General features: G+C 51.1%; 18 protein-coding genes, 1 pseudogene and 1 other annotated feature. Of the genes and pseudogenes, 15 read left to right on the forward strand and 4 right to left on the reverse strand.

The genetic code is table 11. The features are described 5' to 3' along the window. Positions 1-4: 4 nt before the first annotated feature. Complete coding sequence (gene ku / locus AC3Y23_RS19570) at positions 5-1,075, reverse strand: non-homologous end joining protein Ku (RefSeq protein ID WP_379202056.1); 1,071 nt, start codon at positions 1,073-1,075, stop codon at positions 5-7. A gap of 184 nt (positions 1,076-1,259) precedes the next feature. Here ku and AC3Y23_RS19575 point away from each other — a divergent pair, with 184 nt between their 5' ends. The 7 genes from AC3Y23_RS19575 to AC3Y23_RS19605 all read left to right on the forward strand — a co-directional run bounded on the left by AC3Y23_RS19575 (position 1,260) and on the right by AC3Y23_RS19605 (position 8,465). Then, entirely contained in the window at positions 1,260-1,469 is a 210-nt protein-coding gene (locus tag AC3Y23_RS19575) for a hypothetical protein (protein WP_379202058.1), read from the forward strand. A 38-nt stretch (positions 1,470-1,507) separates the two neighbouring features. Further along, the gene (locus AC3Y23_RS19580) at positions 1,508-1,690 is read left to right on the forward strand and encodes an H-type small acid-soluble spore protein (RefSeq protein WP_379202060.1); all 183 of its coding nucleotides are present in this window, start codon (positions 1,508-1,510) and stop codon (positions 1,688-1,690) included. Positions 1,691-2,164: 474 nt separating this feature from the next. Next, the gene (tsaE, locus tag AC3Y23_RS19585) at positions 2,165-2,662 is read left to right on the forward strand and encodes a tRNA (adenosine(37)-N6)-threonylcarbamoyltransferase complex ATPase subunit type 1 TsaE (protein WP_379202062.1); all 498 of its coding nucleotides are present in this window, start codon (positions 2,165-2,167) and stop codon (positions 2,660-2,662) included. Beyond that, a complete protein-coding gene (gene tsaB / locus AC3Y23_RS19590; protein WP_379202064.1) occupies positions 2,652-3,530 on the forward strand; it encodes a tRNA (adenosine(37)-N6)-threonylcarbamoyltransferase complex dimerization subunit type 1 TsaB in 879 nt (292 codons plus the stop codon). The genes tsaE and tsaB overlap by 11 nt, the downstream gene beginning before the upstream one ends. Further along, a complete protein-coding gene (rimI, locus tag AC3Y23_RS19595; RefSeq protein WP_379202067.1) occupies positions 3,527-4,051 on the forward strand; it encodes a ribosomal protein S18-alanine N-acetyltransferase in 525 nt (174 codons plus the stop codon). The genes tsaB and rimI overlap by 4 nt, the downstream gene beginning before the upstream one ends. Next, entirely contained in the window at positions 4,048-5,097 is a 1,050-nt protein-coding gene (tsaD, locus tag AC3Y23_RS19600; protein WP_379202069.1) for a tRNA (adenosine(37)-N6)-threonylcarbamoyltransferase complex transferase subunit TsaD, read from the forward strand. Before rimI ends, tsaD begins: the two co-directional genes overlap by 4 nt. Positions 5,098-5,517: 420 nt before the next feature. Next, positions 5,518-5,806 (forward strand) — a binding site (T-box leader). A 1,114-nt stretch (positions 5,807-6,920) separates the two neighbouring features. Beyond that, complete coding sequence (locus AC3Y23_RS19605) at positions 6,921-8,465, forward strand: 2-isopropylmalate synthase (protein ID WP_379202071.1); 1,545 nt, start codon at positions 6,921-6,923, stop codon at positions 8,463-8,465. A 558-nt stretch (positions 8,466-9,023) separates the two neighbouring features. Here AC3Y23_RS19605 and AC3Y23_RS19610 read toward each other — a convergent pair. Then, positions 9,024-10,982 carry an ABC-F family ATP-binding cassette domain-containing protein gene (locus AC3Y23_RS19610; RefSeq protein ID WP_379202073.1) on the reverse strand — a complete coding sequence of 653 codons (1,959 nt, stop codon included), beginning with the start codon at positions 10,980-10,982 and terminating at the stop codon, positions 9,024-9,026. Between the two features lie 278 nt (positions 10,983-11,260). Between AC3Y23_RS19610 and AC3Y23_RS19615 the strand changes: the two genes are divergently transcribed. From AC3Y23_RS19615 to tatC, 4 genes are all read left to right on the forward strand, one after another. Next, complete coding sequence (locus AC3Y23_RS19615; RefSeq protein ID WP_379202075.1) at positions 11,261-11,911, forward strand: 5-formyltetrahydrofolate cyclo-ligase; 651 nt, start codon at positions 11,261-11,263, stop codon at positions 11,909-11,911. Positions 11,912-11,997: 86 nt separating this feature from the next. After that, positions 11,998-12,483, forward strand: coding sequence for a MogA/MoaB family molybdenum cofactor biosynthesis protein (locus tag AC3Y23_RS19620; RefSeq protein WP_020429419.1), 486 nt, complete (start codon positions 11,998-12,000; stop codon positions 12,481-12,483). Between the two features lie 139 nt (positions 12,484-12,622). Further along, a complete protein-coding gene (locus tag AC3Y23_RS19625) occupies positions 12,623-12,865 on the forward strand; it encodes a twin-arginine translocase TatA/TatE family subunit (RefSeq protein WP_379202077.1) in 243 nt (80 codons plus the stop codon). A gap of 159 nt (positions 12,866-13,024) precedes the next feature. After that, complete coding sequence (gene tatC, locus AC3Y23_RS19630) at positions 13,025-13,795, forward strand: twin-arginine translocase subunit TatC (protein ID WP_379202079.1); 771 nt, start codon at positions 13,025-13,027, stop codon at positions 13,793-13,795. Here tatC and AC3Y23_RS19635 read toward each other — a convergent pair. Then, complete coding sequence (locus AC3Y23_RS19635; protein WP_379202081.1) at positions 13,776-15,038, reverse strand: MDR family MFS transporter; 1,263 nt, start codon at positions 15,036-15,038, stop codon at positions 13,776-13,778. The genes tatC and AC3Y23_RS19635 overlap by 20 nt on opposite strands. Positions 15,039-15,230: 192 nt before the next feature. On the opposite strand from AC3Y23_RS19635, the gene AC3Y23_RS19640 reads away from it, so the two are divergent. The 3 genes from AC3Y23_RS19640 to groL all read left to right on the forward strand — a co-directional run bounded on the left by AC3Y23_RS19640 (position 15,231) and on the right by groL (position 18,569). Then, positions 15,231-16,121 carry a LysR family transcriptional regulator gene (locus tag AC3Y23_RS19640; RefSeq protein ID WP_379202083.1) on the forward strand — a complete coding sequence of 297 codons (891 nt, stop codon included), beginning with the start codon at positions 15,231-15,233 and terminating at the stop codon, positions 16,119-16,121. A gap of 324 nt (positions 16,122-16,445) precedes the next feature. Next, positions 16,446-16,727: a co-chaperone GroES gene (gene groES, locus AC3Y23_RS19645; RefSeq protein WP_175373947.1), complete on the forward strand. Its 282-nt coding sequence runs from the start codon at positions 16,446-16,448 to the stop codon at positions 16,725-16,727. 210 nt (positions 16,728-16,937) lie between these two features. Continuing rightward, positions 16,938-18,569 (forward strand): chaperonin GroEL, encoded by a 1,632-nt coding sequence (gene groL / locus AC3Y23_RS19650; RefSeq protein ID WP_379202086.1) that lies wholly within the window; start codon positions 16,938-16,940, stop codon positions 18,567-18,569. A gap of 62 nt (positions 18,570-18,631) precedes the next feature. Here the strand turns inward: groL and AC3Y23_RS19655 are convergent. Further along, positions 18,632-18,803 (reverse strand): annotated as a pseudogene (locus AC3Y23_RS19655) (site-specific integrase); the annotation flags it as partial. Between the two features lie 223 nt (positions 18,804-19,026). Here AC3Y23_RS19655 and AC3Y23_RS19660 point away from each other — a divergent pair. After that, positions 19,027-19,278, forward strand: coding sequence for a hypothetical protein (locus tag AC3Y23_RS19660; RefSeq protein ID WP_379202088.1), 252 nt, complete (start codon positions 19,027-19,029; stop codon positions 19,276-19,278). Positions 19,279-19,366: the final 88 nt, after the last annotated feature.

Below are 19,366 nucleotides of genomic sequence, written 5' to 3' on the forward strand. Positions count from 1 at the left end.
TCCCCTAAGAAATCGTTTCTTTGGACTTGGCGCTGCGGCGCTTAGTCTTAGTCGGTGCAATGACCGGAATGGGGCCAACCTTGGGAGCTCCTTCAGTAGCAGGTGCTACGGCAGGAGAAGTTCCTACAGATGGTACGGTACCGGCCGGAGGCGTAACCATAGGGGAAGCCACAACAGGTGTTGCAGATCCTGCAAGTGGCGTGACCGCAGGTTCCGCCGCAGAGGTCTTTGCCGTTTTTCTTTTCCCCGTACCGGCAGCCTTTGATTTCTTGGCGCCGGACATAGAAGGTCCGGGATCTGTCGGCACATGCTGGACGGCTTCGATGCTGGCCTGCAGTGCGGCCATCAGGTCGATCACATTGCTCTCCTGCTTGGTAGGTGCGATATGGAACTCCTCGCCCGCGATCTTATGTGAGATGAGATCCAGCATCCGCTGGCGGTAATCATCTGTATATTTAGACGGGTCGAACGGCGTGGACAGCTGAGAGATCAGCAGCTTGGCCATTTCCAGTTCCTTGTCGTTCACGGCGCCAGCACCTGGCAGATTGGGTACCTGGGAAGCCGGACGCACCTCGTCCGGGTAGAAAATCGTTTCAATGGCAATGCATTCCTCCAGCACCCGGATAGCTGCCAGGCTGCTCTTGGAGCGGATGGAGATTTTGGCGATGCCGATTTTGCCCGTCTGGCGCATGGCCTCCATCAATAGCCGGTAGGCATTACCTCCGGCCTGATCGGGGGAGAGATAGTATGTTTTTTGAAAATAAATGGGGTCAATCTCCGTCAAATCGACGAAATCGAGGATCGTAATATTCTTGCTGCTTTCTTCGTTCAGTTGGTCCAGCTCTTCCTTATCGAAGGTGACAAACTTGCCTTTCTCGTACTCGTAACCCTTGCCAATCTCTTCCCAGGCGACTTCCTTGTCGCAGACTGGGCATTTGCGCACATACGATAGCGGGCTGCCGCATTCTTTATGGATGTAACGCAGCGAGATGTCCTTGTCCTCCGTAGCGGAGAACATTTTGACCGGAACGTGTACAAGCCCGAAGCTGATGGCTCCTTTCCAAACGGTATGCATGATATCGCCTCCTGAACGGTTATCTTGTTGCTTTTAGTGTTATAAGCGCATAAGGGCATGGATTTGCTTTGGCTTAGTATTGGGCTGGATACGTTTTTCTAGCCGGATGCATTTTTTGAGAACGATGGGAAAAAATAAGGCCAGGCAAGATATTGGAATTCAGCAATCAGCGTGGTGATATGAAGTGAACGGCGGAGGGGAAATGGTGGACAAATCGTGGAACGAGTGGAGCGACGCCTTGAGTGAGCAGGACATTCCTGCAGAGGTAGTTGATTGGAATGCCGTCACGACGAGCACGCCAGAGCATGAAGAGAGTGTGGAAGCAGACAAGCTGGATGCAGAGCAGACTATTGGCGAAGTTCCGGCTGTTATCAAGCAAAAGAATAAAACATAATACGATCTAATTTTTCCCACAAGTGAGGAGGATATAACATGGATGTAAGGCGGGCACAGGATATTTATGCTTCCAAGGAAATGATCTCGGTTCTGCTGGACGGTGAGCCGGTCTGGATTGAGCACGTGGATGCCGAGAACGGCATGGCTACCGTGCAGGTGGGATCACGTCCGACCAATACACATACTGTAGGCGTGGAACGGCTGGAAGAGAAGCGCTAAGCGGGCTATACAAGGAAAAGCGTCAAAAGAATGGTGTAATAAAGTTAGGTGTAAAGAACTGTGTGTACAGAACTGCGTGTAATGAGCTACGTGTAAAGAACTGCGTAGTAACGAACTGCGTAGTAACGAACTGCGTAGTAACGAACTGTGTAGTAAAGAACGAGATAATAAAAAATAGTATAATGCTGTCTTAACAGCATCATCTGCGGCAGGCCTGTTGCTCATTTTGTGGGCAAGGGGCCTTTTTGTAAATATATGAATTTATATGTTTTACGCTATAAATTATCCTTATATTTCTCGCTGCAACGGATACCGTCCCTCAAAGGACGGCAAAACCGTTTCTACTTGCGAATCTCAAAAATGACACCGTTGTTGCGGTAAAACAATCATACCGATATAATTAATTGTATTGTACTTCGACAGATTTCTTGTGTAATCTGACGATTACGGACTTATTCAAAGGTGGTATTGAAGTTGGACAATAATGTCGAATCGGTGCTCAAATACCATTCCAACAGCCTGGAGGATACAGAGAGGCTTGCGGCTGCTCTGGCGGCTGCATCGGTACCTGGTACCGTAATCGGACTGGACGGCGATCTGGGAGCAGGAAAGACAGCTTTTTCCCAACGCTTTGCCCGTCATCTGGGTGTAGAGGGCATCGTCAACAGCCCTACATTTACAATTATCAAGGAGTATGCGGGTCGTCTGCCACTGTACCACATGGATGTATACCGGATATCGGTTCAGGAAGCAGACGAGCTGGGTCTGGATGAATATTTCTACGGGCAAGGGGTTTGCCTGGTGGAGTGGAGTAGTATCATCACTGAGCTGATGCCTCCGCGACATTTGCATATATGCATGGAGACGGTTGGCCCGAACGAACGTATCATCACGGTAACGGGGACCGGTGAGCCTTATGATGAATGGTGCCGGACTCTGGAACAGAACGGGGTTAAGAAGAATGACGAATGAAAATATAGAGCCGCGCAAGCGGTTTTTGGCGCTTGATACATCGACGGCTACACTGGGGGTTGCCGTCACAGAAGGAGGCGCTGTGCTGCATGAGATCAATGCATCTGGCGAACGGAATCATTCCGTTCACCTGCTTCCGATCATTCAGCAGGCAATGGAGGCATCGAGAACGGACTTTGCCAGCCTGTCCGGTATATCGGTCGGCGTTGGGCCGGGTTCTTATACCGGAACACGTATTGCCGTGACTGCAGCCAAGACACTGGCCTGGGCTTGGAAATTGCCCGTGGCCGGTGTATCCAGCCTGCATGCCTTGGCATGGGGCGGCTGGCAGGCCGGTCTCGCCGGAGAGGCTGCGGCGAACCGGCAGGATGACGCCGCCAGCGATGCTGTTGCCGGCGTTCCGGCTGAGTCCGGGGCCGGTACCTATGGCCCGGACTGGATTATCCCGCTGCTGGATGCCCGCCGCGGGCAAGCCTATACTGCGCTGTTCGCAGCTGCTGACAGCGGTGCGCCGGTGCGCCTGGAACCGGACGCCATCCGCCTGATGGCGGACTGGGTGCTGCGGCTCGGCGAGCGGCTGGAACAAGCTGCCGCCTCAGGCACCAAACCGCGCAGGCTCTGGTTTGTCGGTGAGACGGCGCTGCATGCCAGCGAAGATTCACTGCGGCCGCTGCAAGAGGCCGCATCTGCACGCTTAGAAGCAGTTCCTTATGAATTGGAGGGACGCTGGGCCGGGCTGCTCGGCGAAGCAAGGCTGGAGCAAGGAGACAGTGATGACCTGCACAGCATTATACCTAACTATACCCAGCTTTCGGAAGCGGAAGCCAATCTGCAGTTAAGCAGAGAAGGGAGCATAAATAAACGATGACGGAAGCGGAGTCAGTAAGAGGGCAGGGAGAGGGTCTTGTTTTTCGCCTGATGAAGGTGGAGGATATCCCCGATATTCTAGTGATTGAACGGGAAGCCTTCACAATGCCGTGGACGGAGGAAGCCTTCCGGAACGAGCTGACACACAATCATTTTGCCAAATATATGGTGATGGAGCTGGCTGGTCATATTATCGGCTATGCTGGAATGTGGGCGATCGTGGATGAGGCCCATGTGACCAACATTGCCTTGCTGGAGGCCTACCGGGGCCGCAAATGGGGGGAGCGCCTGCTGGACGAGCTGATGAGAACGGCAGCTTTTTTGGGCATGCAGGCCATTACGCTGGAGGTCAGGGTAACCAACGAAATTGCCCAAAATTTATACCGCAAAAAAGGCTTCCGCTCGGCGGGTACCCGCAAAGGTTATTACTCCGATAACCGTGAAGATGCGCTCATTATGTGGGCCGAACTTCCGGCATACGAGGAGCCAAGCATTTTGGAAGGAAGCGTGGACCATAAATGAAGACTGAAACGGGTGCACTTCAGCCTGTGATTATATTAGCAATCGAGACAAGCTGCGACGAGACTTCGGTGGCTGTCGTTAAGGATGGCTGTGAGGTGTTATCCAACATCATCTCTAGCCAGATCGAGACTCACCGGGCCTTCGGCGGGGTCGTGCCTGAAGTTGCTTCGCGTAAGCATGTGGAAGTAATGACGCTGGTCATCGAAGAGGCGATGTCGGCCGCAAACGTAACACCTGAGGACTTGACGGCCATTGCTGTCACGCAGGGTCCGGGTCTGGTGGGGGCGCTTCTGGTAGGTGTGGTAGCTGCCAAAAGTCTGGCGCTTGCCTGGAACAAGCCGTTGATCGGCACACATCATATCGCCGGGCATATCTATGCCAATCGCCTCGTTGCTGAATTGCAGTATCCCTGCATGACACTGGTGGTTTCTGGCGGACATACAGAGCTGGTCCATATGGAGCAGGAAGGCCGTTTTAACATTATTGGCCGTACTCGCGACGATGCGGTGGGTGAAGCCTATGATAAGGTAGCGCGTGCGTTGGGGTTCCCGTATCCAGGAGGTCCTCATGTGGATCGTTTGGCTCGGGAAGCCGAAGAAGTCGTGCCGCTGCCTAGAGTGTGGCTGGAGCCGGATTCTTATGATTTCAGCTTCAGCGGATTGAAATCTGCCGTGCTGAATGTAGTCAACCAGAGCAAGATGAAAGGTCTGACGCCGGATGTGGCCGGAATTGCTCGGGGCTTTCAGGAGTCGGTTGTAGAGGTATTGGTTGAAAAATCCGTTCGGGCCGTTCGGGCTAACGGTGCCAAACAATTGCTGCTCTGTGGCGGTGTGGCTGCGAACAAGGGCTTGCGCGAAGCGCTGACGGCCCGCTGTGAGCAAGAAGGCATCGAGCTGATCGTTCCTCCTCCGGTTTATTGCACTGACAATGCGGCGATGATCGGTGCGGCTGCCTATGTAAAATGGAAGCATGAGGGTGGCATTCCTCTCGATATGGTGGCTGACCCTGGATTTTCGCTGGAAAAATGGTCCGTTCCCGCCTATTGACTTCAGTTCGTCGTCTGGGTATAATCAGTTCAATTATAAATTGACGCAAACGCAATGAATGGAAGCAGTAAGGAAACTCCGGGTTAAGAGAGCTGCGGGATGGTGCAACGCAGTCGAAGGAGACCTGAACTCGTCCGGGAGCGGAGCGGTGGAAGCAAAGGATGCCCTAATATGGGTCTTGTCTGGCAGTGCACGCCGGGTCCTTGTGTACATCGTTACGGTTAACCTCCGTGAGAGGGTGGTCAAGCAAAGTGATGGACATCATGTCCAGTTGGCTTGTTTGGCTGTTAAGTGGATATTTCAGTATCGGTGTAGATAAGCCGATATCAGGAGTATCAACAAGAGTGGTACCGCGAAGGTGAACAGCCTGTCGTCTCTTGAATGAGATGGCAGGCTTTTTTGTATGGTTTTTTCTAAAAAATATACGCTGTGAACGGGAGTAGTAAAAGACGATGGTGTTCAGAGAGCTGCGGTAAGGTGCGACGCAGTCACCAGAATCTTTGAAGCTCGCCCGGGAGCGGAGCGGCTGAACAACAGTAGGCCGCTACGGTTCGTCCCCGTTACCGGACCTTCCCGCAGGATGACGATGAACATCAGCATTCTGCCGGGAAGAGGAGCTGGGTGCAATTCAGCGAGCGGATGATATGATTCTGTTCGACTGTGCGCCAACAAGAGTGGTACCGCGGAGGGGAAACCCGCCGTCTCTTATATGAGACGGCGGGTTTTTGCGTTCCTACGGACCGGATGGGGCATGTAGCTGCATCCAGGTCCGCAGGGCACAGAGAGTAGGAGTTCCGCGTAAACAGCGGAATTCCTACTGTCATCTAGCTGCCGGCAGCAGTGGGTGGGAATAGCATAGCCGCAAGTCGACATGCGGCTGTGTGCAATGAACATAACGAAGGCACACAAAGGATGTACAGTGAGTAAACAGTAGGTACACCAGCAGTGCAGAGTAGGTCCAAAGTAAGACTATAGTGGATACACATTGCACAAAGCGGCTTTCATAGTTGGATACGAAGCGAGTGCAAAGTAAGTTTAGTGGGTACACAGAGAGCTCACAGAGGGTACACAGAAGGGCGAAAGAGAGTGTGGAGCAAGTGAAGAGCGCATACAGAGGAGTGCGCAGAGGGTGTACAGAAGGGCGAAAGAGAGTGTGGAGCAAGTACAGAGCAAGTACAGAGCAAGTACAGAGCAAGTACAGAGCAAGTACAGAGTAAGTGCCGTAGCCACACCACTAAAATTAACAGGATATCCTCCTGCTAATTAGCTGTAAACGCTAAGTTTGTGGAAATAACAGGATAATCTTAGGCTATTGAGAAACGCCATTCTCTACGATTGTTGATGAGAAGTAGCCTTATAAATTAGGCTCAACATCATCATCAGTGCTTGCCAAAACCACTGCTTCAGAAGGTTGACACGCATGCATGGGGGCTAACGGACCCTATCGTCGTTATTTGCCCGTCAAGTCGCTTCTGGAACATGTAACGGACTCAGGGGGCGCTATTTTCTCCCAAACCATTGATTTTACACAGAATTTCTGCTCATAGCGTCTCTGGTGTCCGTTATTTTCTGGAACGTTTGGTGGTGAGGAAATAACGTCTCTGGTGTCTGTTAGCAGAGGGAACAAGAAGCAACCCAAGACAAATCTAAAACGAACCAAAGAACGAACCAAAGAACAAATCGAAGAACGAACCAAAGAACGAACCAAAGAACGAGCCAAAGAACGAACCAAAGAACGAACCAAAGAACGAACCAAAGAACGAACCCCAAGAACGAACCCAAAACAAACCCGAATCAAACACATAAATCAGGAGGGATTTACCATGATTATTCCAGTCAAGAAACGAATTCAGATTTTTGATACTACGCTGCGTGACGGTGAGCAGGCGCCTGGTGCAAGCCTGACGCCAGAGCAAAAGATACTGCTGGCTTACAAGCTCGCCGAACTGGGTGTAGATGTGATGGAGCCGGGATTCCCTGTGTCCAGCCCTGGTGATTTTAACGCGGTAGAGACCATTTCGCGCAAGATTCGAAACGTGGAAATTTGCGGATTTGCTCGTGCGGTCAAAGGTGACATTGATGCCGCTGTAAAAGCAACCCGTGATGCTGAGCGGCGGCGGATTCACTTATTTATCTCCTCCTCGGACATCCATTTGCAGCATCAGCTGCGGATGAGCAGACCCGAGGTGGTGGCAAAAGCTCGTGAGATGACGGCATACGCCCGTCAATTCACAGATGTTGTGGAGTTCACGGCGATGGACGCCGCGCGAACGAACATTGATGACCTGATTGAGATGGTGGAGGCTGTCATTGAAGAAGGCGCATCTATTATTAACCTGCCGGATACGGTGGGCTATGCACTGCCGCATGAATATGGCGAAATGTTCCGGCGGGTGCGGCTGGGGGCAAGAGGCGGAGATAAAGTTATCTACAGTGCCCACTGTCATAATGATCTGGGGCTTGCTGTGGCTAACAGTCTGGCGGCCATTGAGGGAGGCGCGACACAGATCGAGGTGACCGTCAACGGTGTCGGTGAGCGAACAGGCAACTGTGCACTGGAGGAACTGGTGATGGCGCTGGAGACCCGTGGCGATGTGCTGGGTGCAGAGACGGGGATTGCCCTGGATCAACTGTATGAGTCTTCACGACTGATCAGCAGCGCAATGCATTTTCCCATTGCTTACAATAAGCCGGTCGTCGGTAGAAATGCATTTCAACATGAGTCAGGCATTCACCAGGATGGCTTGCTGAAGGATCGCAGCACCTATGAAATCATGGACCCGGAACGCCTTGGTATTCCACGCAGTATGATTATCCTGGGCAAGCACTCCGGACGTCATGCACTGAAGGACAGAGCTGCAAAATACGGCATTACACTGGAACCGGCGGAGCTGGATGCCCTGTACGAGTCGTTCAAAGAGACTGCTGACCGGCAAAAGGTTGTCAGCGACGAACAGCTTCTGCAGATGGTGAGCAGCACCACTGGACAGCAGGCTCAGGTCTATGAACTGGGCGAGGTACAGGTGCTCGCTGGAAGCGCAGAGCGGCGTGTAGCCGCCGTGACCGTGCGCCACTTGCAAAGCGGCAGTGAGACCTCCCATACCAGCACCGGCGATGGCCCTCTCGGAGCAATTATTGCCGCAATCGGGCAGGGAATTGCGGAAGATATTGATTTTGCCGGGCTGGAGCTGCATTCGCTGGGCAGCGGTGAGAATGCTCAGGCCGAGGCCGCTGTGATGGTGGAATGGGGCGGCGTCAAATTCAGGGGTACGGCGATTCACCAAGATATTGTAATGGCCGCCGGATTGGCCTACATTGCAGCCTGCAACGCGGCGCTTCTCTCTGCACGGAGTGTGGAAGCGGAATAGCTAAAGATTTGCGCTGGCCAACCTGTTCGGCAGATCGCCGCTAGAAATCGGCTTTACGATCGCGCCGGGGGCCGTTTTATCCGCGATTCTCAGCTCCATAGTTCTTCAGGATTCGGTTGAAGGGCGGGTATCGCCCATACTTAACTGTCTTATATTGACTAGACCCGCTGTCTGATCGAGAGATAGCGGGTTCTTTTTTGCCATAAAATCACGGGAAATATTAAGGGGAAATCCCTTTGTCAAGGTGTGGACAACGTTATCCACATATTCCGGCCGAATTGTGTAAAAAGTGCGTAAAATCAGCAATACCAGCTCTTTTTTTAATGGATTTGATCAGGCTGGAAAGAGGGGGAACATTCTGTGGAAATTGTGGATAATGTGTATAATTCAGTGGATAATATTTCCTTGACAACAGAAAGGGCGATTTAATCCATAAAAAAAGCCCCGAAGGGCTGATTTTAACAAAGAGTTATGCACGAAAACTGGGGATAGAGTTGTGGATAAGTATATTTGAACAAATTGGGAACTGTTAAAATATATTTTTGAAGTCGATTTACATTATTCGTCAGCAAGGATTTCCCATTCGCTAAAAAATTGACTCAATCGTTCCTTCTTGTCCTTCAGTTCTTCTTCATGCTGCTGAAGTGCCATATAATCCTGGTAAACTTCCGGCTTGGTCATCTCATTCTCTATGACAGCAATCTCTTCTTCCAATGTTGCGATGCTCTCTTCCAGATCAGCGATGCGCCGCTGGCGGTTACGTTCCTCGCGCTTGGCCTGTTTGTCCGCTTCAAAGGAAGAGGCCGTGCCTTTCTCGGCGGGAGGTGGCTCTTTGTCGATATTTTTGGTGGCAGACTTGAGCGCAGCCTGTTCAGCGGCCTCCTGGGCGATATCCTCCAGCTCCCGCTTTTTCTCAATATAATCGTCGTAGTTGCCGAGATACGGGTCAATGCCATCCGGGTGCAGCTCGAGCACACGCTCTGCCATTTTATTGAGGAAATAACGGTCATGGGAAATGAACAGCAGTGTGCCTTCAAAATCAATCAGGGCTGACTCCAGCACTTCCCGGCTGACGAGATCCAGATGGTTGGTCGGCTCATCCAGGATGAGCATGTTAGCGCCGCGCAGCATAAGCTTGGAGAGCGCTACCCGCGCTTTTTCCCCACCGCTCAGTGCAGAGACTTTCTTCAGGACATCTTCACCGCTAAATAGGAAGTTGCCGAGGATTGTACGAATTCTGGCTTCCTCCAGCATCGGGTATTCACTCCACAGCTCTTCCAGTACCGTATTTCGCGGATTTAGGCGTGTCTGCTCCTGATCGTAGTACCCGATTTTAACTTTGGTGCCCCAGTTTACCGTTCCAGCCGAAGGCTCGCGTGTGTCCATCAGGCATTGCAGCATCGTCGACTTGCCGATCCCGTTCGGTCCAATTAGCGCAGCGGTCTCGCCCCGGCGTAGTTCAAAGGAGGCATTGCGGAATAGCGGCGGCTGATCTTCACCGAAGGCAACCGACACATCCCGCACCTGTAGAACTTCTTTTCCTGACATGAAGTCTGGCTCAAAAGCGAAGTTGGCCTTTTTCAGGTCGCCTAGCGGTTTGTCGATTCGGTCCATTTTCTCCAGCGCCTTGCGTCGGCTCTGAGCCCGCTTGGTTGTGGAGGCCCGGACGATGTTGCGTTGTACGAACTCCTCCATCTTGGCGATCTCGCCTTGTTGTTTCTCATATTGCTTGAGCCTAGCTTCATATTCGGCGGCCTTGATATCTACATAACGGCTGTAATTGCCCGTGTACCGCCGGGACTGGTGCCGCTCAATCTCTACAATCGTGGTCACCAGCCGGTCGAGGAAATACCGGTCATGGGAAACCACGAGAATGCCGCCCGAATACCCACGAAGATAATCCTCCAGCCAGGTCAATGTCTCGATGTCCAGATGGTTGGTAGGCTCATCGAGCATCAGCAGGTCCGGGGCCTGAAGCAGAATCCGGGCTAATGCAAGACGAGTCTTCTGCCCGCCGCTCAAGGTGGAGATACGAGTATCCGGTGCGAAGTCGCCGAAACCCATACCGTGTAGAACGCTGCGAATCCGGGTATTCATCTCGTAGCCGCCATGGTCCTTGAACCAGTCGGACAGACGGGAATAACGTTCCAGCAGATCCTCGTACCGTTTGGGGTCCTCTGCGAGCGCAGGATCCGCGATCTGTTCCTCCAGCCGCCGCAGTTCAGATTCAGCTTCTATTAATGGAGCGAAGACCGCCAGCATTTCTTCCTCTATGGTCTTGTCCGATTGCAGTCCGCTATTCTGGGCCAGATAGCCAATTGTCGTTTCTTTGGATTTATGAATTTGCCCGCTGTCAAAAGAAAGTTCACCCGCCAGAATTTGCAGAAAAGTGGACTTCCCGGCTCCGTTGACCCCGACCAGTCCCACCCGTTCTTTTTCGTTAACCTGAAGGTTGATGCCGTCCAGCACGCTTTGTATTCCATATAATTTCGTAATTCCTGTTGCTTGAAGAAGCATAATGATGAAACCTCCACCCTTGCATATTACGCCTTGGCGCTGTCGCCTCAGCCGCTATAATCACGTATTCCTCTTAGTTTACATGAAAAGCGTTTCCGGTGCGAGAGCCTGTCAGAAGGAAAGAAGACCCGAACGTTTCACGAACTGGGCCCGGGACACGGGGAACGCCCGTACGCAAAACCATGTCTTCGGGCTATCTTGGCGAACCGGGGAGAAGAGTGGTAAACTAATCTTACAAACTAGGAGAAACGACGGACAGAAGAGGGAGGCGGAAGCTTATGACGGGCTTGCATGAAGAGCTCGCGCGAAGAAAGCGCGAGCTGCGGGTGCAGCAGGCTACCGCCCGGGACAGTCTGTCCCCAGGGCAGCGCAGTGAGCTGTCCGCTAGGGTCTGCCGCCATGCCTGGGCATGGGGCGAGTCTGAGACGCTGTCTTCAATTATGGCCTATGTATCCTTCCGTTCAGAGCTGAACACCAGGCCGCTACTTACACGCGCTTGGGAAGCAGGGTGCGAGGTAATGTTGCCCCGGGTTGTTCCCAGTAGCGGAACCATGACACTGCACCAGGTCACTTCCTGGGAGGAGCTGTCCGTCGGTACGTATGGTATCATGGAGCCGATAGCGGCCGGAGAAGATGCGGAGACTATGGTCTCCCGCAAACTCCCGGCCGCAGTATTCGTACCGGGACTGGCATTTGATACCCGGGGCGGACGCCTCGGATATGGACGGGGTTACTATGACCGTCTGCGTTCATCCTGGGAGGCCGGCGATCTCTATAAAGGAATGAGCACCCCGTTGTGGATCGGGCTAGCCTATGGCATGCAGATCGTGGAAGAAGTACCGATGGATGATCATGATGCTGTTATGGACATGCTGATTACGGAGCATGGCGTGCTGGATTGCCATAGTGGAGAATTTTTCAAGGGATAACCCCTGACAGCAAGAAGTGCAGAAGCTCTAGAAGCGCGCTGCACTGCATAACGATACATAGCATATAAGAGAGGGAGGGCGAACCTATGGCGTGGAAAACAGCAATCCTGACGGCCAGCGATAAAGGGGCCAGGGGCGAACGGGAAGACACGAGCGCCCAGGTGATCCGGGAGCTGGTAGAGGAAGAGCTTGGAGGGGAGATTGTTGAATATCGAATTGTCCCTGACGAGCAGGATGAGATTATTGCTGCTTTAATAGAATTGACTGATTATTTTCAGGCGGACCTGGTGCTTACCACTGGGGGGACGGATCTTGCCATCCGCGATGTAACGCCAGAAGCCACACGGCGTGTCATTGAGCGGGAGGTACCAGGACTTTCGGAGGCGATGCGTAGCACGGTTATGCAGAAGAACCGCGCAGTGATGCTGTTCCGCGGCATTTGCGGCATACGCGGGCGTACGCTGATTGTGAATCTGCCGGGTACGCCGAAGGGTGTGCATGAGAATCTGGCGGCCATTATGGACCAGCTTCCTGAGGCATTATTGATGGTGACTGGACAGTATCGCCAGTAATGTTGTTTTTCCGGGTCATTGTCTTGTCATATCACCCTATCACTCGAAGAAAATCGATGGATGTGTGATATAAGTTATGGTATTATTAAATCGACGTAAACGATATCATGAACGGACAGAATGACAAGGAGGATGAACAATGTTTAGTGGAATTGGTACTCCGGGAATTATTTTGCTGGTGATACTGGCGCTGTTGCTCTTTGGTCCGAATAAGCTTCCCGAACTGGGTAGGGCAGTTGGACGAACCTTCCGCGAGTTCAAGGAAGGTGCACGTGATATCGTCGGTGATTCTGAGCCGGCTAAGAAGAGCGAAGCGCAAGCGCCGGAAGCCCCGCAGAATGCAGCGACCAATGTTCCGCAGGACAGACGTCTGCCGGAATAATAGAACAATTAAGGCGGGGGTTTTCTCTTAAGTCGACTTGTGACTTTGGAGAGCGCCCCCTTTTTGTAAATTAGTATCAGAAAACCCCACAAAGTATGGTGACAGAGCAGCGAGCTCCATGCTTTGTGGGGTTATTTTGTGTCATGGGTGGTGTCTGTCATGTCTGTGAAGGGTGATGAGATGTCGTTGGTAGATCATCTCACCGAATTGCGCAAACGGATTATTTATGTGCTAATTGTTTTTGTTCTGGGTTTGGTGGGCGGATTGTTCTGCGGCAAGCCGATCTACGAATATCTGATCCGTTCCGATCTGGCACAAGGCTTCGTGTTGCATGCCTTCTCCTTCTGGGATGGGATCGGGATGTACATGAAGATTGCCATGGCCGTATCACTGGCCATATCCGTCCCTTTTATCATCTATCAGCTATGGGCATTCGTCAGCCCAGGGCTGCGTGAGGTGGAGCGGAAAGCGGCACTGCGTTATGTGCCTTACGTATTTATTCTTTTTATTCTTGGGGTATTATTCGCTTATTTTATTGTGTTTCCAATGGCACTTTCGTTTACGATCTCCATCACAAGAGATATGGGACTGGAAGAAACCTATGGTATTGCTCAATATTTCGAGTTTATGTTCAGCCTCGTTTTACCGATGGCACTGCTGTTTGAGCTACCGCTGGTAGTGATGTTCCTGACGAAAATCAGAATTCTGAATCCTTTGCGCCTGCGTAAACTGCGGCGTTACGCGTATTTCGTCCTTGTCTTTATCGGGATCGTGATTACTCCGCCGGATTTCATCTCTGACTTTCTGGTAGCGATTCCGCTGCTGATTCTGTATGAATTCAGCGTGTTCCTCTCTGCCTTTGTCTACCGTAAGCAACTGGCTGCGGATAAGGAGCTGGAGGAGCGATATGTTAAGCAACAGGAGGATTAGCGGGAGTGCTTGTCGAGCGATTCTTCCCTGAAGCAGCAGCATCGCGTAACAAGCTTGACTGAATCCTCCCCATGATCAGGGTAAACAGGCCAATCAGCACGAACAGGGCAGTGCCGTTCCAGAGATCCAGGATAATGCCGCCCAACAGTGGGCCAAGCGCCCTGGAGACTTGAGGACCCATGCCATAGATGGCGAAGGCATAACCTCTCTGTTCTGCTGGAGCCATCTCAGCGATGGCTTTCTGTGCATGAGGTCCATGTAGCATCTCGCCGACAGAGAAGATAAACTCTGCGGTCAGAAGCAGGACAAGTGTGGGGGCGAAGCCGTAGCCCAGTGCGACTGCAGTGAAGAGCAGGTAGGCGATGCTGAGCATACGGCGTGCGGTGAAGCGTGCCGTCACTTTGGCGACCAACAACTGGAGCAGGATGACCGTCACACCGTTGAAGGTTAGCATCGTAGCAAGTACGGCTTTATAGTTATCGAAATGAGTCTGCAGGTGAAAAGGTAATGTAGAGTCCACCTGGGCATACAGAAAGCCGACAGGCAGATAGCAGAGTGTCAGCCAGAGGATCATCCGGTTCTCTGGCTGTTTGGCTGCTGTCAGCCAAGGCACGGTTGGCCCAGTCGAATGTCCGCTTCCCCGCAGCCTGGACGGTGCCGATTCCTTCAGGCGAAGCCAGAGTAGCCCTGAATAGGCGGCCAGCAGCAATGCGGCGCTCCAGAAGACGATATGCACGTTCCAGGAGAACAGCATGAGTCCAAGAGCGGGACCGAAGGCAGCGCCGAAATTTAGCGCCATGTGCAGCAGCGCGTAGACCTCTGCCCGCTTTTCCGGCTGGACAATGTCGGAGATCTGGGCGCTGGCCGCTGGCTGGAACAGGGCGGAGCCGATCCCATTCAGGATGGAGGCGGCTGCGAACAAGAGAATTCCGTCCGCCAGGGCGTAGCCCGCGAAGGATAGAGTCTGCAGCAGCAGTGAAGCAACCATGACCGGCTTGCGTCCGTATCGGTCACTGAGGCTCCCGCCGCCGATTCCGACGAAGATGCCAAATACGGGCTGTAGGCCGACAATCAGGATCGGCAGCAGCACAGAGCCGTTCATTTGGTCATGCAGGTATAAGACCAGAAAGGGCCGGATCATGAACATTGTTAATGAACTGAGAATAGTGCCTGTGAACTGAAGCCAAACTGCTCCGTCATAGGACTGAAAGAATGATAATCGGTTGATTTTTTTGGCTGACATATGGTGTTTCCCCGCTTTCTTTCACTCGGCTAGTGCATTTCCTGATCTGCACAACTGGAGTATACATGCCGCTATTTTGTTAGTAAAATTAAGGTTGATGATGTTGATATTAGTTTTTACTAATGGCTGGTTTGGGCATGATGTTCAGATGTACTATAGAGGGGAGGATTCTTCTGTCGGCTTCCGGCAGGGATGAAGATGACCATACTTCAGTTGCAAGTATTTGCGGCCGCAGCAGAAGCGAAGAGCTTCACCCGGGCTGCCGAAGATCTTGGCTTTACCCAATCCGCCGTATCGCAGATGATTCAGAGTCTTGAGAAAGAATTGGGCATTCTGCTGTTTCACCGCAGCCGTCAAGGCATTGTCCTGACCGGGAACGGGGAGGCGATGTTGAAGCATGCCCGTCTTATTTTGCATACAACCCAGGTCATGAAGGAAGAAGCGGCTCTCGCCGCGCAAATGCAGGCCGGTTCGCTGCGGATTGGTGCTACGCCGGATATTGCCTGCCGGTTCGTGCCAGAATTGTCCGAGGCGTTCAAGCAGTCTTTTCCTGGCGCAGAGGTTGTGGTTTTCGAGGGAGAATCCGAGGAGATCAACGAATGGATCGCAAGTGACATTATTGATATTGGGATAACGATGTTCCCGGACCCGCAGTGGCATAGTGTGCCCCTGATCCGTGATGAGATGGTCGTGCTTTTGCCGGAGAATCATCCGTTAGGGCAGGAACCCTTTCTGGATTTCGAGCAAATCAAAGAGCAATGCTTCCTTATGCCGAAGGACGAGGATCTGCGCAAGCTGCTGCTATCTCGTCATCCCGGCTTCAATGTTGTGATGGAAGTGAAGGATTTCAATACGATTCAGGCGATGGTACAAGAAGGCTTGGGCTTGTCCATACTGCCTCGGTTCTATATTTCCAGACTCGGTGCCAAGCTACCGGCTGTTTCTTTTGCGCCTGTACTCATGCAGGAAGTGGTGATGGCGGTCAAGAATGACCTCGATATCCCGCCGCTGGCTGCCGAATTCATACGACTAAGCCTCGATTATATCCGAAAGCACAGACAAGATGCTGTTACGGGTGGGTGAGAGCGGGGGAAGGCATATTTTTCCGATGGCTGGATAGAATGTAAAGGGGTATGTGTCGGACAACCGTATAAAACCATTTTTTCCCGAAAACAAAATACGAATTTGTGTAAAAGGACTTGAAATCCGCTCTCAAGTTGAGTATCATAAAAATTGTTGTTAGCACTGCGGAGTGTCGAGTGCTAATGCTGCTGAAAAATATGGAATGACGAGCATTCTCTATGCCAGATTCATATTTTTCAAAATATCGCAGTCTCTAGACTGTAGCGATATTCCTAATCTCTGTTTTCAAGATCAATCACATAATTTTAAAGGAGGCTATTTTTCATGATCAAACCTTTAGGTGAACGCGTATTGGTAGAACCGAGCGAGCAGGAGGAAACTACTTCTTTCGGAATCGTGCTTCCGGACTCTTCTAAGGAAAAGCCACAAGAAGGCAAGGTTATCGCAGTAGGCAGCGGCGCATTGAAAGATGGCGTGCGTGTGGCACTAGAAGTTAAAGAAGGCGACCGTGTAATCTTCTCAAAATATGCCGGAACTGAAATCAAATACGAAGGCAAAGAATATTTGATTATGAAAGAAAGCGACATTCACGCGATTCTTGACTAAGAGTCGTCTATAAGCTTGAACTCAATTACTTATGAATAGTGCACGAAGAATTATATTCACAAAACTAGGTTGATGCTTTCGAAGCCAGTTTTGACGATGAAGATCGAAGAAGTATATTCACAAAACTAAGTCGATGCTTTCGAAGCCAGTTTTGACGGAGAATATCTAAGTAGTGTATGCTAACAAAACTTTTAGGAGGTATATTACACAATGGCAAAAGAAATCAAGTTCAGTGAAGATGCTCGTCGCGCTATGCTGCGCGGTGTTGATGCTTTGGCAAACGCGGTAAAAGTAACACTTGGACCGAAAGGCCGCAACGTGGTACTGGAGAAGAAATTCGGCAGCCCGCTGATCACTAACGACGGTGTAACCATCGCCAAAGAAATCGAACTCGAAGATGCATTCGAGAACATGGGTGCTCAACTGGTTAAAGAAGTAGCTACCAAAACTAACGATGTTGCTGGTGACGGTACTACAACTGCAACTGTTCTGGCTCAAGCTATGATCCGTGAAGGTCTGAAGAACGTAACTGCAGGCGCTAACCCTATGGTTATCCGCAAAGGGATCGACAAAGCAGTTCGTGCAGCAGTAGAAGAATTGCAAAAGATCGCTAAGCCAATCGAAGGTCAACAATCCATCGCTCAAGTAGCGGCAATCTCTGCTGCTGACGACGAAGTAGGCCAACTGATTGCTGAAGCTATGGAAAAAGTGGGCAAAGACGGCGTTATCACCGTTGAAGAATCCCGCGGATTCCTGACTGAGCTTGAAGTGGTTGAAGGTATGCAGTTCGACCGTGGTTACATTTCTCCGTACATGATCACTGACACGGACAAAATGGAAGCCGTTCTGGACAACCCGTACATCCTGATCACAGATAAGAAAATCAGCAGCACGCAAGAAATCTTGCCATTGCTTGAAAAAATCGTTCAACAAGCTAGACCGCTTGTCATCATCGCTGAAGATATCGAAGGCGAAGCACAAGCTATGTTGATCGTGAACAAACTGCGCGGAACTTTCAACGCTGTTGCTGTTAAAGCTCCTGGCTTTGGCGACCGCCGTGAAGCTATGCTGCAAGATATCGCTGCCCTGACTGGCGGCCAAGTGATCACTGAGAAGCTCGGTCTGGACCTGAAGAGCACTTCCATCGAGCAATTGGGTAACGCACGTCAAGTGCGCGTAACCAAAGAAAACACTACAATCGTTGACGGAAGCGGCGACAAAGCGGACATCACTGCTCGCGTAAACCAAATCCGTGCTCAACTGGAAGAAACCACTTCCGAGTTCGACAAAGAGAAATTGCAAGAGCGTCTGGCTAAATTGGCTGGCGGCGTAGCCGTTGTCAAAGTTGGCGCTGCAACTGAAACTGAATTGAAAGAGCGTAAACTGCGTATCGAAGACGCCCTGAACGCAACCCGCGCTGCGGTTGAAGAAGGTATCGTATCCGGTGGGGGTACAGCTCTTGTGAACGTATATAACGCTGTTGCCGCAGTAACTGTATCCGGCGATGAGCAAACGGGTGTAAACATCGTGCTTCGCGCGTTGGAAGAGCCAGTTCGCACAATCGCAGCGAACGCTGGTCAAGAAGGTTCCGTTATCGTGGACCGCTTGAAAAAAGAAGCTATCGGCATCGGCTACAACGCTGCAACTGGCGAGTGGGTGAACATGTTCGACGCAGGTATTGTTGACCCTGCGAAAGTAACTCGTTCCGCACTGCAAAACGCTGCTTCCGTAGCGTCCATGTTCCTGACAACCGAAGCTGTTATTGCTGACAAGCCAGAACCAGCAGGCGCTGCTGGCGTTCCTGACATGGGCGGCATGGGTGGAATGGGTGGCATGATGTAATAAAGCCAAAGCCCCTTGCTGGAACAAGGGTCTAGGTGATTAATAGGTTCATTTGTTAACAGCTAACCGTTTTTTTTAGAGGCTCTCATTAGTTCGCTGAACTTTTGAGAAGCCTCTTTTCTTTTTAGTTATATGAAGGTATATCTTACGCGTAATCTCGTCGTTTGCATGTCCGAGTCTCTGCAAGAGTTGTTCAAGTGACACTCCTGCTTCGGCGAGCAGTGATGTGTGAGTGCTAAGAGATCTTCGAATCCCGCAATTATCTGATGATCAACCTCTATGTCACGAACTGATGTTGCGGTTTTAGGTGTATTGAGTTTTCCTTGTTTACTAAGCCCGTAAAAAATGTACTAGTGGATTTAGTTTACAGATCATACCAGTGTCCAGTAAAATAAATGCAACGGAAGCAATGTGCCCTGCCAGTAATGGTGGGGCATTTTGCATAAGGAGTGTTGTTGTGAGAAAAGTTTTTAAAGATCTTGGTGTCCACTTCTGTGTGGCAACTATTCTTATAGTGTTTTCGTTATTAATCAAAGATCATGATGATAGGAATAGGGAACAGCTATCCTTGATGATCGTACTGATGTCTGGAGCACTAATATCTATCGGGGGATATCGCTATCTGCGAAACAGAAAAGGTATGGAAATGATAATTGGCGGAGTTATTGTTTTAGGAGTAGCTTTGTTCTACTTGTCTTTTGAGGTGTGATCAATTGGGGAAGAAGAGGCTTCCTGGGTAGGTTAAAATATTGGATTTATTACAAGGAAAAAGGGACCCTCATGATCCCTTTTTAGTT

It is taken from the genome of Paenibacillus sp. MAHUQ-45 (genome assembly GCF_058133325.1).